This is a genomic window from Candidatus Brocadiaceae bacterium (assembly GCA_012728835.1).
GTDB lineage: Bacteria > Planctomycetota > Brocadiia > SM23-32 > SM23-32 > JAAYEJ01.
In genome coordinates this window covers 63,704-76,411 of sequence record JAAYEJ010000031.1, presented here as the reverse complement: position 1 = coordinate 76,411, position 12,708 = coordinate 63,704, and the positions used below count along the sequence as shown (strand labels likewise).

The 12,708-nt window shown below is 72.7% G+C and carries 11 protein-coding genes; 1 reads left to right on the top strand and 10 read right to left on the bottom strand.

Annotated features, from left to right (window positions below; all coding sequences use genetic code 11):
- Window positions 1-68: 68 nt before the first annotated feature.
- The 9 genes from GXY85_04875 to GXY85_04835 all read right to left on the bottom strand — a co-directional run bounded on the left by GXY85_04875 (window position 69) and on the right by GXY85_04835 (window position 9,966).
- Window positions 69-884 (bottom strand): glycosyltransferase family 2 protein, encoded by an 816-nt coding sequence (locus GXY85_04875; protein NLW50163.1) that lies wholly within the window; start codon window positions 882-884, stop codon window positions 69-71.
- Window positions 885-920: 36 nt separating this feature from the next.
- Entirely contained in the window at window positions 921-1,916 is a 996-nt protein-coding gene (locus tag GXY85_04870) for a Gfo/Idh/MocA family oxidoreductase (protein NLW50162.1), read from the bottom strand.
- Window positions 1,917-1,964: 48 nt separating this feature from the next.
- Complete coding sequence (locus GXY85_04865; GenBank protein ID NLW50161.1) at window positions 1,965-4,658, bottom strand: tetratricopeptide repeat protein; 2,694 nt, start codon at window positions 4,656-4,658, stop codon at window positions 1,965-1,967.
- Complete coding sequence (gene serS, locus GXY85_04860; protein NLW50160.1) at window positions 4,645-5,922, bottom strand: serine--tRNA ligase; 1,278 nt, start codon at window positions 5,920-5,922, stop codon at window positions 4,645-4,647. Before serS ends, GXY85_04865 begins: the two co-directional genes overlap by 14 nt.
- Window positions 5,923-5,936: 14 nt before the next feature.
- A complete protein-coding gene (locus GXY85_04855; protein NLW50159.1) occupies window positions 5,937-7,040 on the bottom strand; it encodes an ATP-dependent 6-phosphofructokinase in 1,104 nt (367 codons plus the stop codon).
- A gap of 40 nt (window positions 7,041-7,080) precedes the next feature.
- Window positions 7,081-8,079, bottom strand: a complete 999-nt coding sequence (locus tag GXY85_04850; protein ID NLW50158.1) for a hypothetical protein — start codon at window positions 8,077-8,079, stop codon at window positions 7,081-7,083.
- A 96-nt stretch (window positions 8,080-8,175) separates the two neighbouring features.
- Window positions 8,176-8,586 carry a protein phosphatase gene (locus GXY85_04845; protein NLW50157.1) on the bottom strand — a complete coding sequence of 137 codons (411 nt, stop codon included), beginning with the start codon at window positions 8,584-8,586 and terminating at the stop codon, window positions 8,176-8,178.
- Between the two features lie 41 nt (window positions 8,587-8,627).
- The gene (gene maf / locus GXY85_04840; GenBank protein ID NLW50156.1) at window positions 8,628-9,236 is read right to left on the bottom strand and encodes a septum formation protein Maf; all 609 of its coding nucleotides are present in this window, start codon (window positions 9,234-9,236) and stop codon (window positions 8,628-8,630) included.
- Window positions 9,214-9,966, bottom strand: coding sequence for a hypothetical protein (locus tag GXY85_04835; protein ID NLW50155.1), 753 nt, complete (start codon window positions 9,964-9,966; stop codon window positions 9,214-9,216). Before GXY85_04835 ends, maf begins: the two co-directional genes overlap by 23 nt.
- A gap of 565 nt (window positions 9,967-10,531) precedes the next feature.
- Here GXY85_04835 and GXY85_04830 point away from each other — a divergent pair.
- Window positions 10,532-12,397 carry a hypothetical protein gene (locus GXY85_04830; GenBank protein NLW50154.1) on the top strand — a complete coding sequence of 622 codons (1,866 nt, stop codon included), beginning with the start codon at window positions 10,532-10,534 and terminating at the stop codon, window positions 12,395-12,397.
- A gap of 16 nt (window positions 12,398-12,413) precedes the next feature.
- Here the strand turns inward: GXY85_04830 and GXY85_04825 are convergent, their stop codons facing one another.
- A complete protein-coding gene (locus GXY85_04825) occupies window positions 12,414-12,704 on the bottom strand; it encodes a hypothetical protein (GenBank protein ID NLW50153.1) in 291 nt (96 codons plus the stop codon).
- Window positions 12,705-12,708 lie beyond the last annotated feature (4 nt).

Here is a 12,708-nt window from a genome sequence, read left to right as displayed (position 1 = left end):
GGGGGCTGACGATACCCGGCCCTGCAAAGCCGCCCCGATGACGCGCGCCCGTGCGCACGCGGCGGCGGTTACGTCTCGGGCTGCGGCTCCACGTCCGGCGGCTCAAAGGGCTCCGGGGCGCGGCCGTGCTCCAGCTCCCAGAGCCTGAGGTCTCTGCTGAAACGATAGCAGGCGCTGCCCATGGCCACCGCGAGCCCCGGCACTCCGTCCAGGAAGCCGGCGCGGGCCACGTAGCTCTTCAGGAATACCAGCGGGGGCTTGCACAGCAGGGCGCGCCACGACGCCCGCTTTCCCTGGGCGAAGCGCCCCCGCGCCGAGATGTCGGCGTAGCGGCACGATCGCTGCAGGTAGTCGCTCACCCCGCCCGGGTAGCTCAGGTGCAGGATGTCGCCCGACAGCTTCCTGACGCGCCCCTGCACGACCGCCTCCGGATGCGGCTCGGTGCCCACGATCTGCGCGCAGACGCGCCGCATCAGGCGGAGCTTGTGTTGAGGATACCACCCCCCGTGCCGGATCCAACGGTTCAGGAAGTAGGTTGCCCGGGGGAAGGCCAGCCCGTCCCATTCGTCCCGCTCCGGCCCGGCCAGGTGACTGCGAATCTGGTCGAGCGCCGCCCCGGTCAGCCGCTCGTCGGAGTCCAGCCACAGGACCCAGTCGCCCGTCGTCTGCTCGAACGCGTAGCGCGTCTGGGCCACGTGGCCCTGGAACTCATGCTCGATGATCCGGTTGGTGTACTCGGCGGCGATGCGGCGGGTCGCGTCGTCGCTGTGCGAGTCGACGACGACCAGTTCGTCCACCCACTTCATGCTCTCCAGGCAGTCGCGCACGACCTCCTGCACGTTCTGGGTGATGACGAACCCGGAGATGCGCTGTCCGTTGATCACACGCTCACCTGACGAAGGACTGACGGCCGCCCGCACTCACAACAGGCTGTGGTAGATGCGATCCACCAGCTCCATGGTCTTGAGCGAGTCGCCCAGGTGGCTCTCCGGCAGCGTGCCCTCGCGCACGCACTCGATGAACCGGGCGCTCTCGTCGCGGAAGCCGCGCGCGATGACGTACGCGTCCCCGCCCCCGATCTCCGCCGCGCTCACGCGCCGCGGCTCGTCGTTGTCGTCGGCGTAGACGCGCATGTCGCTTTCGAGGTCGACGTGCGCCGCCAGGCCGCGCGCGTGCAGCTCGAACTCCAGCAGCCGCCGGCCGGAGGTCCAGGTGGACTCGAACACGCCCGTAGCGCCGGATTCGAACCGCATCAGGGCGACGAACAGGTCCGCGCACCCCATGTGCACGGAGCGCACCTCGCTGACGACGTCGCGCACCTCGCCGCCCAGGGCGCGGATCAGGTCCACGGCATGGATGGCGTCGCACGTGAGGACGTCGACGCCCTTGGTCTCGTGGTAGCCGTACAGGTTCAGGCCCCAGGCGTTCTTGTAGAAGCGGCAGATGATCAGGTCGCTGCCGCCCCGCTCCCCCGCCACGCGCAGCGCCTCCCTGACCAGCGGGGCGTAGCGGCGCTGGAAGCCCACCATCGTGATGCAGCCGTGTGCCTCGGCCGCACGCGCCAGGAACTGCGTCTGGGCCACCGTGATCCCGGGGGGCTTCTCCAGGAAGACGTTCAGGCCCCTCTTCAGGCAGTCCAGAACGACCGGGTAGGCCGGCAGGTGGGGCAACACCACGTAGACGCAGTCCGGCTCGGCCTCCTCGAGCATCCTGCCGTAGTCGTCGTACCCCGCCGGGATGCCGTACTGCTCGCAGACGGCGCTGCGGCGCTCGGAGGAAAGCTCGGCCACTGCAACGATCTCGGCATCGTCCAGCATCGCCAGGGACGGGTAATGGACCCGACACGCGTGGCGGCCGGCGCCGATCATGGCCACTCGGACCTTCCTGCCCATCGTGTGCTCCCTCGTCTGCCTCACGTCGTCTCCCACAGCGTGCGCGCAGTATAGCGCCCGGGACGGCACCCTTCAACGCGGGGCCGGCGCGGCCTGCGCGGAAGCCGCCCCGGCGCCGCTGAGCAGCAGCAGTTCCTGCGCGGCCGCGTCCCCGGGCTCGAGTTCCAGGACCCGCTGCGCCAGCTCGGCAGCCCGTTCGCGCCGCCCCAGAGGGCCGACGTAGAGCTGCCCGAGCAGCAGCATGGCCCGCACGTTGTCCGGCTGCTGCTCCAGGAACCGCTCGAGCGTCTCGGCCGCCTGCCGGTGGCGGCCCAGGGCCAGCATGTTCGCCGTCATCCGCTGCAGGGCCACGGTCGAGGACGGCTCGACGCGCAACGCGGCCTCGTAATGGAGGATCGCCTGCTCGGCCTGCTGCATCTCCTCCAGGATCCCGGCCAGCTCGACGTGCAGAACGGGATCGTCCGGGCTCGACTCCAGTGCGCGCGCGACCGTCGCCGCTGCGGCCTTCGGCAGGCCCAGGGCCATGAAGACGGCCGCCGCCTGCACCACCGGCCCGCGCGTCCCGTCGTCGAAGAGGCTCCGACAGACCAGCGGGCCCGCCACAAAGCGCGCCAGCGCCGCCGCGCCCTCGTCCCCGGACAGCGTGCCGAGCGCGCGCAGCAGGTGCCACGTCTGCTCGCCGTAGACGCCGTCGAACCCGTGCAGCGCGAGCGCCCGCTGCACCGTCGACTCGAAGCGGAGGCGCTCCAGAAGGCGTCCGGGACCGGCCAGTCGGTGCTGGGCCAGCAGTGCGAGCGAGACGGGCCAGACCCGCCCGGCGGCCCTCGGGGCGAAGGCCGGCATCCGTCGCGGCCGCGCCATGGAGTCCACCCGCGCGCCGTCCAGCAGTCGGGCGATGTCCCCCGAGTCCCCCGCATACCCGCAGATCAGGTCCATGGGCTCATAGAGCCCCGCCCCGGTCAGATGCGGCTGGAGCGAACGCAGTTGCGTGTAGCTCAGCGACAGGTCCTCCCCGGCCACCACCACCGCGTCCAGGCCGGCCAGGTAGACGTGGAAGGTCGGGAACACGTCGCGGACCGTCGCCAGCGCGTCTCGAAGCGCATCCGGCTCGAGCGTGCCGACGGGGAGCCACAGGCCGAACACGCCGCCCGGCCGGAGGCGCGCCCGGACGGCCAGCAGGGCCTCCCGGCTCAGGACGGACAGGGGGCTCCCGGGCCCCGAGATCGGCCCCGGCCCGCAGACGATCCGGTCGAAGTCCCGCCCGCCGCCGCCCCGCCGGAGGTCCACAGGCCGCAGGTGCTCCGGGCGGGTCAACGCCCGCGCGCAACGCCACGTGGACGGCAGCACCGGGGCCACGACGCCGGTCGCCCCGCCGGGCTCCCCGTAGGCGAACGGCAGAGCGACGGCGAGGGCCAGAGATGCCTCGATCGAGCCCTCCGCGCCGGCCCCCACCAGGTAGGCGTTGAACAGCTCGGCCACGGCCGTGCCCCGTCGCGCCCGCGCCGTCAGTCCCGCGGCGTCGAGGGTGTACTCGAAGGCGTCCAGCGAGACCGGCTCCGGCTCCCCGTCCTGCCCGCCCGCCGTCTCCAGCGCCATAACGTGGCGGATGCCGAGCAGCCCGCACTGGGGATCAGCGCGCCAGGCCCAAACGACGGCCCCGACGGCCAGCAGGCCGCCGCACACCAGGAACACCCGCGTCGCCGCCCGCGCCGCGCGCGCCGCCTCGGCCGCTGCCACCACGAACGCCACGGCCGCCAGCACGACCGAGACGAGCACGGCCGCCGCGCCGTGACCGGCCAGCAACCCCGCCAGCGCCGCCCCGAAGGCCGCCGCCCCCAGAGGCGCCGCCGTCCCATGGGGGCCCGCTGCGCGCCGCGCGGCGGTGGCCATCGCGCCCAGGACGCAAGCCATGGCCCAGAACGGGAAGTAAGCGCCGGGCACGAGCAGCGACGCCGGCGTCTGAAGCGCCGCCGGTTCGCTCAGGATGAGCGCCGGATAGAGGAAGAACGAATACCCGTTCAGCAACGCAAGGACGAGCAGCAGGCCGGCCGCACACGCCCCGGCCGCGCGCATCCTCACCCCCTGCCCGCGCAGGCCCGTCCAGAGCAGCCCACCCAGGACGAAGGCCACTCCGAGGTCGGCGGCCGCGTATCCGCAGGACCGCGCCGCGGGGACGTAGGCGCGAACCAGGCCCGCCGCCACTGCGCCCCATGCGACGGCCCGGAGCAACGGCGCGAGGGCCGGGGGCTGCGGGTCCGACTCCTCAGGCCCGGGCGCCGGCATCGTGCGGGAGCGCGCGGCGAAGGCAGCCGCCGCAGCCGCCACGGCGGCAACCGTCACGGCCGGAAACACGCCGACCGCGCCCACAATGCCCGCACTCCCGGCGCCGAACCCGACCAGCGCCCCCGCGAGCGCCCAGGCGTCGAGGCGCCGCGCGCGGCAGACGTTGGCCAGCACCCACGCGGACGCCGCCGCGCCGAGCAGGCCCAGCCCCACCTCCGCGTGCACGTGGACCCCGAAGGGAGCCGCCGCGAAGGCCGGCCAGAGCACAGCGGCCAGAACGGCGGGCGTCAGGCGGCGCGCCCGGCCGGTCAGGCAGGCGACGCCCACGCCGACGGCCGCGCCGGCCGCCAGCGTCGCGGCGGCCAGTCCGGCGGCGGCCCGCACGCCCACGCCCAGGAACTCGAAACGGTGAAGCGTCACGAACGCCGCCAGTGCGGCCGTCACGCCCGTCAGGAAAACCGTTGTGTGCTCAGGCTCGCGCAATCCTGTCCGCCCCGCCCATATAGGGTCTCAGAACCTCGGGCACGGCCACCGAACCGTCCGGCTGCTGGTAGTTCTCCAGTATAGCGATCAGTGTGCGGGGCAGCGCCAGGGCCGAGCCGTTGAGGGTGTGGGCAAACTGCGGCGCGCCCCCGGCTTCGGCTCGGAAGCGGATGCCGGCGCGGCGGGCCTGGAAGTCGCGGAAGTTGCTGCACGAACTCACCTCCAGCCATTCCCCGCAGCCGGCCGCGTAGATCTCCACGTCGAACTTGCGGGCGGCGCTGAAGCTCAGGTCGCCGCTGCACATCTCCACCACGCGATGGGGCAGCTTCAGCCGGCGGCACACGTCCTCGGCATCGTTGAGAAGCTCGGCCAGTTCCTGGTCGGACCGGTCGGGCCGGCAGATGCGGACCAGCTCCACCTTGTCGAACTGATGCCCGCGCTTGATGCCTCGGACATCACGGCCGGCGCTCATCTTCTCGCGCCGGAAGCACGGCGTGCAGGCGACGTAGCGCAGCGGCAGGGAGCCCTCATCCAGCGTCTCCTGCGCGTGGAGGTTCGTCAGGGGGACCTCGGCGGTGGGGATCAGCCAGAGGTCGTCCTCGGCCTCGTGGTACACGTTGTCGGCGAACTTGGGGAGCTGCCCCGTGCCGACCAGGCAGCGCCGGTTGACCATGTAGGGCGGGTAGACCTCGACGTAGCCCTTCTCGCGCACGTGCAGGTCGAGCATCCAGGCAATGAGCGCGCGCTGGAGGCGGGCCCCCTGGCCCATCAGCACGTAGAACCGGGACCCGCTGAGCTTGACGCCGCGATCGAAGTCCAGGATGCCGAGTTCCGGCCCGAGTTCCCAGTGGGGCCGCGGCGCGAACTCGAGCGCCGGCAGCTCTCCCTCCGAACGCACCACGACGTTCTCGGTCTCGTCCGCCCCGGCGGGCACGTCCTCGTCCGGCACGTTGGGGATGCGGAGCATCAGCTCATCCAGGTCGCGGCGGACGTCGGCGGCCTGCACGTCGAGCACCTTGATCTGCTCGCCCACTCGCCGCATGGCCGCGATCTGCCCGTCGCGCTCCTCCCCGGCGGCCATGCCGGCGATCTGCTTCGACCGTCGGTTGCGCTCCGCCTTCAGGGCCTCGACCTCCGTCGTCAACGCCCGCCACTGCAGGTCCAGCTCGAAGGCACGGTCGATCAACGCGGGGGCGTCCCCGACCTTCCGCATCGCCTCGCGGATCCGTTCGCGGTCGTCCCGGATCAGTTGCATGTCGATCATCTCAGGGCGCTCTTCTACTCGTCGCCGAAGGAAGTGCCCACCGCCCGGGCCGCCCGGACGATCTGGCTGTCGGGCTCCACGAGCCGCTGGCGGTTGGCCACGTGGCTGAGCGGCACGGGCACGATGCGGGTGCCCTTGCGGCCGACCATGACGTCCGTGTGCCCTTCCATGGCCTCCACAAGCGCCGCATGGCCGAACTGGGTGGCGAGCACACGGTCGCAGGCCGTCGGCGTGCCGCCGCGCTGCATGTGGCCGAGCACCACCGCCCGGCTCTCGGTGGCCGTGGCGGCGTCGATCTCGTGCGCCATCCAGACGCCGATCCCGCCCAGGCGCATCTTGTGGTGCGTATCGGCCACCTCCTGGCGGATGACGTATTCGCCGCCCGGCAGGCGCACGCCCTCGGCGACGACGATGATGCTGAAGCGCTTCCCGCGCCGCGCCCGGTCCTCGACCACCTCGAAGACACGCTCCATGCGGTAGGCGATCTCCGGGATGAGGATGATGTCGCCGCCCCCGGCCATCCCCCCCACAAGCGCCAGCCAGCCGGCATGACGCCCCATCGTCTCCAGCACCATGGCCCGATGGTGCGACATGGCGGTCGTGTGCAGGCGGTCCACGGCCTCGGCCACGATGTGCACGGCGGTGTCGAACCCGAACGTGACGTCCGTGCCGCAGATGTCGTTGTCGATCGTCTTCGGGACGCCCACCACGCGAATGCCCTTCGCCGCCAGATCGTGCGCGATGCTCAGCGTGCCGTCGCCGCCGATGCAGAAGAGCACGTCGATCCCGGCGTTCCGGAGGTTCTCCACGCACCGGTCGGACAGGTCCTGAGGCTCCGAACCCCCGGCGCCCTGGGCCACGTACTTGAACGGATGGGCCGTGTTCGACGACCCCAGGATCGTGCCGCCGACCGTCAGAATGCCGCTGACGTCGCTCTCGGTCAGTGGGATCATGCGGTTCCGCACCAGGCCGTCGTATCCGTCCAAAATGCCGAAGGCCTCCAACCCGAACTCGAAGATGCCCGTCTTGACCACGGCCCGGATGACGGCGTTCAGCCCCGGGCAGTCGCCCCCGCCGGTCAGGACGCCGATGCGCCGGATGCGGGTGTCAGTCGCCATTCGCTCTCTCCTCAGATCTCCTGTGTGGTCGAGCCCGCCTTCAGCCGTGCAACAGGTGCACGCCCTCCTCCAGCAGCCTCAGGACCTCCTCCGGCAGCCGGGGATCGTGCTCCAGCCCCGGCACGTGCAGCGCGACCCCTCCGGACGCCCCGCCGGGAAGCCGGCAGCCGGGCCGCATGTCCGTCACGTAACCGATCCAGCCCTCGACGTCGAGCCGAGCCGTCTCGTCGGCCGCGGCCAGCAGCACGGGCCGGCCCTTCAGCACGCAGACCGAAAGCTCCGCGCCAGCCTCCTCCCGCGCACACCGGGAGGTCTCCGCCCACCACGCATGCCGGGCGGGCTCCAGGGCGAGCAGCACCACGCGCACGCCGCCCATGGCACGCACGTTGGCGGCCTGGCGGCGCGCGTCGGTTCGGGTGTCCTCCTCCCATCGCCGCACCGCCTCGTCGAAGCGCGCGATCATCTCCCCGTCGCGCTCCTCCATCAGCAATCCGACGGCGGCGGCCATCTGCTCGGCGTCGGCCCTGAGCGCGGCCAGCACCCGGCTCGCGCCGTCGCCCCAGGCGCGGCGCTCGCGCCCCGTGAGGTCGTCCCGCGCCAGCCGCACCAGCCGCTCGGCGTATGCGTCCGACGGTGCGCAGAGGGTCCGGCGCACGAGTTCGGACGCCGTCACCGCGCCGTCGCCCACGCACAGGTTGCCCTCGCCGATCAGATGCGCCACGGCGCTGCGGTCCTCGGGCGCCCAGCGCGCACCGCTGAACCAGCGCATCGGGCGCCCGGCGGCGCGCAGCCGGTCCATCAGGACGGGGCGCACGGGCCGTCCGTCCCAGTCCAGCGCAAGCAGCGAGTGCCCGCAGAAGGCCAGGTCGTAGCCGCGCGGGAGCTTCCGCTGCATCTCGGGACGGAAGAACTCCGCCACCACGTCGCTGCCGAAGACGAGCACCTCGGCCCGCCCGGCGGCCGCCCGGCCGGCCAGCGCACCCGCAACCGCCCCGTCGACATCCGGAGTGCAGACGATCACGGCGAACTCCTCGCTCATGCCGGTCCACCGCCTCCGTCCGGGACGCCTGGGGTCACACGCAGGGAAACGGCATTGTAGTGGATGGGGCGGAGACTTTCCACCTGGGGACCGCGCTCAGGGCGCCCGGCCGCAGCGGGCGGCGTAGTCGCGGACGGCCTGCTCCTGCTCGGGCGTCTCGATGGAGCCGGGACGCGCCTGCCGGACGCGCGCGATCGCCCGGCCGGCCCCCTCGCCCCTGTGGACCAGGTAGCAGGCCAGCATCGTGCCCGTGCGCCCGCGTCCCGCCACGCAGTGGACAACCACCGGACGCCCCTGCGCGAGGCGGCCGTCACAGAACCCCACGAAACGGTCGATCTCCTCCGGCCCGGGAGCCGTGAAGTCCACGAGCGGAAGGTGCAGATACGCCAGCCCCGCCCGCTCGGCCACGCCGTGCTCCCAGCCCTCGCCGCAAAGGCACACGACGGCGCCCACGCCCCGGGCCCGCAGTCCCGCCGCATCGGCCTCCGGATGTGTGGGCCAGGCCATGCCCGCCAGTTCGCCCGGAAGCAGCCAACTGAAGCCCCGGATCACGTCGGCCTCCCGTGCCCCGCGCCGAGCAGGTCCCTGAGCATCGCCTCCACGTCCTCCATGGGAAGGCCCATGACGCCCGTCACGCTGCCGGAGAGCCGCTCGACGTTCGGATCGTCCGCCTCGATCGCGTAGGCGCCCGCGCGGTGCAGTGGGTCGAATCCGGCCAGGTACTCGGCGATCCGTTCCGCCGACATCGGATACATGCGCAGAACGGCCTCCGCACAGGCCGACCGCGACCGCCCGTCCGGATGGATCACGTGGACACCGGTGATGACCGAATGGGGGTTGTGGCTGAGCCGGTGCAGGATGCGCGCCGCGTCGTCCAGGTCGGCGGGCTTCCCGATCACGTCGCCCCGGCAGACGATCAGCGTGTCCGCGCCGATCACCAGGGCGTCCGGCCGCCGGGCGGCCACCTCGGCCGCCTTCCGTCGCGCCAGCTCCACGGCCCGTTCGCGGGGATCGTCCACGGAGACCGACGCCTCGTCGACCTGCGGCGCAACGACCTCGAAGCGGGTCAGCAGGCCGCCGAGCAGTTCCCTGCGCGTGGGCGAGGCGCTGGCCAGCACGACCGGCATCGGGGGGTCAATCGTCTTCGGCGCAGGCAAGCTCCGCGTCCCCGGCTCCAGAGGTGCAGTGAGCCGACGGGCGCGCCCCGACCGGGCCGGCGGCGGCCGGCGGCGTCGCGCTCCCCGCACCCGCCGCGTGCGCCTCGAGCCTGCGTCGGACCCGTTCGGCCGATGCGGCGCACGAGGCCCGCCAGTTGCCGCCGGTGGGTGCGGACCGCTCGGCGCGCTCGAACGCCTTCGCCGCAAGACTGAGCCGGCCCAGCTCCTCGTACGATTCCCCCAGCCCCGACCAGACGAACATCGGCAAGGCGCTGAACGGGACGGCGTTGTAGAAGACCCGGTCGCCGTCCCGCCTCTTCCCCTCGGTCAGCTTGTAGCACTGCCCCGTCTGTTGCACGTACATCTCCACCTGCGCCAACCCGGAGTGGACGTACACCGCAAGCGAGCGGGTCCGGCCCTCCAGTCGGGTCTCGGGATAGGCCGCCATCAGATACTGCCAATAGTAGACGACCTCCGCCGGGCGACGGTTCCTGCGCGCAGTCTCGCCCAGCACCCACAGGGCGTCGTCCGCCCAGTCACTCTCGGGCCACTCCTTGGCGATGCGCACCAGGTCCGCGCACTGTGTCTTCGCATCCGCGTCCGGCTCGCAGGCAAGCGCAAATACCTCGGCGGGATCCTCCACAACCGGCACGGCCGGGCCGGGCGGCCCGGTCGGCCCCCCCGTCAGCAGCATGAACGTCAGAACCAGTGCCGCGTGGCCGCACGCCATCCGATGGCCCTTCCTCAACGCATTGTGCGTTCCCGACTTGCGGCATACTATAGTCGCTCGTCCCCCCTGGGTCAACCGGTTCCTGGGCGGCGGCCTGTGCGGCAGGGACGCACGCACGGACACGCCCCCGCGCACGAGGGAGCGTGCGACACGGACCTACACGGACCGACACGGACGCACACGGACGCACACGGACCCGCACACGCCCCCGCACGCGAGGGAGCGTGCCGGTGGAAGGCCGCGCCCCGTCGCGGCCGGGGGGGCGTGGGGCGGCACGCCTGCACGGAGTGGCCCGCCGCGCCGCTGCCTTGATTGCACACCGGGGCCCGCGCTATGATGCAGCCGTCGATCCCCCTTGTCTGCAGGAGATACGGTCGTGCGGAGGTCTGCGCTTCTGCTTCTGCCATGCGTTGCCGTCTGCCTTGCGGGCTGCCTCACGGTCCGTACGACACGCCCCGAGCCGCCCGACGTTTCTGCTGAGCCGGCCCCGGCCGATCCCCCGGGGGAGTTCCTCTCGGCTGTGGGCACGGCCCCGGAAGGGGCGGCTTCGGACTCGGCAGCGGCCATGGCCGACGTCGAGGCGCGGGACCGGCTGCGGGACGCCATCGGCGAGTATACGCGCGGCGTCATCGCCGCCTTTCTGGCATCGGAGGCGCAGTATCCGCCGCCCTCCGAGCCTCTGAGCGCGGAGTTGTCCGACATCCTCCGTACGGAGGTGGCGGCCGGGCTGCTTCGCACTGCGCAGCCGGAACGGGTCTGGCAGGAGCCGGACGGCCGGGTGCACGTGCTCTACAGCCTGCCCATTGCCCGGGTGAACGCCGAGATCGCCCGGAGGACACGCATGGTCATCCCCGACGTCAACCCTTTCGGCGCGGGTGCGGACCGGGCCATGGCGGCGCTCGACGACTACCTGGACGCCTCGCTGGCCGAACGCCTGACGGCCGCGGCCCGAGCCCGCCCGCAGCCGCCGGAGGTCCTGCCGGACGAGAGGACGCCCCGGTGGCTGAAGACGGGCACACACGCAGACTATCCTGCCGAGCGGTACTATAGTGCGATCGGCCTGGGAAAGGACCTCCCGTCGGCCGAGGCCTCCGCACGGTCCGAAGTGGCCCTGCGCCTCAACGCCCGGGTCGACCGCCTGCTGCCCGCCCTCCCGGACACGCCGGCCGGGGCGGCCCTGGCGGCCGAACTGCAGTGGCTCGAGACCGGATCCCTTCGGTTCCGGGCCGACGATCTGCCCGGGCCCCGGATCGCGGAGCGCTGGTATGACGCCGTGACGGACACGCACTACACGCTGGCGATCCTCGGGGCCTCGCATGCCTCGGACGCCCTGAGCGCGCGGGCCGTGACCGCCTGCGAGGCGGCCGAAGGGCTCCTGGTGTCGGCGCGCAACCACCGTCGGGCGGAGAACTTCACCGCCTCCCTGCGGGCCTACGGCGAGGCCGTGGATGCAGCCCAGCAGGCGGTGGTCCTGCAGGTGCGGGCCGCAGCCGTCGCGCCCGAACCGCTGGGGCAGATCCCGGCCCCGCAGCCCCCGCCGCCCCTCCAGCAGGCATGCGGCGAACTCCGGTCACTTCTGGAGGCGTTCCGGCTCGAGGTCGTCCGGGGTGACCTGCAATGGGTCCAGCCCGGCCGGCCGCCGGCACAGGAGATCGCGCTCAGGGTCTCGGCGGGCGACCCCGCCGTGCCCGTGCCGGGGTTGCCGGTGCGCATGACGGACGCTCAGACGGGGCGCGTGTGGGCGGAGGCCGCCTCGGATGCCGACGGAATCGCGGCGCTGCGCATCCGGGACGCGCTGCCGCCCGAGCCCACCCGCGGCGCCCTGCTGGCGGCAATCGACGTGGAGGCGGCCGCTCTGCCGGCCGTCGCCCGACGCTTCTCGCTCCCGCCGACGGAGATCGCCTACGCCGTGCGCTCGCGTGCGAACGTTCGTCTCGTCCTCCTTCTGGAAGAGGAGACGGCCGCCGGACGCGGCTCTGCCGCCGAGGCCGCCCGCGAGATGGAGGAGGCTCTGACGCGGGAGGGGTTCCGTTTCGTGAGCGGGGAGGACGTGCGCCGGCACGTCCACGTCGCGGCCCTTCGGCCCGACTCGGACGACGCGGCGATTCATGAGGCGCTCGCGCCCCTGCGGGAGTGGCTCGGGCCCTACCGGTGCGCGCTGGTTGTCCTCGGGGAGTTCCGCCCTCAACTGGCGGAGACGTCGCCGGTCGAGGAGGGCCGCCTGGTGTTCGCACGCTGTCCGTGGCGGATTCGGGCGGTCGACACCGAGCTGCCCGGGGACCGGCCGACCGTGCTGGACCTGTCGGACACGGCCACGGCCGCCTACCTGGGCGACGAGGCCGAGGCGCTCCGCCGGGCGCGGACCGAAGGCCGCCGGCAGGCCGTCGGCGCCGTGGTCGAGGCGTTGCGGGAGCGCTTCGGGCCGCCCTGACCGGGCGTGGCGGCGCTCAGGTGACCTCCTCGCAGGGCAGCAGAAAGGCCTTGACTCCTTCCCTGGCGAGCCTCGTGCGCAGCTCGCGAATGCCGTCGAGGACCTTGCGCGCCGTGTCCTCGTCGGTGACGACGGCCAGGACGTCGTTGGCCTTGGGCCAGACGTGCGTGCCCAGGTGCGGCCCGCTGGACCGGCCCTTGCCGTAGACGCGCGCCCACTTGGTCCAGCCCTCCGCCCCGGCGGCCGCAAGGACCTTGCCCACCTCGTCGTCCAGGGCCTCGTTGTAGGCGATGAGCACCAGCTTCATGTGC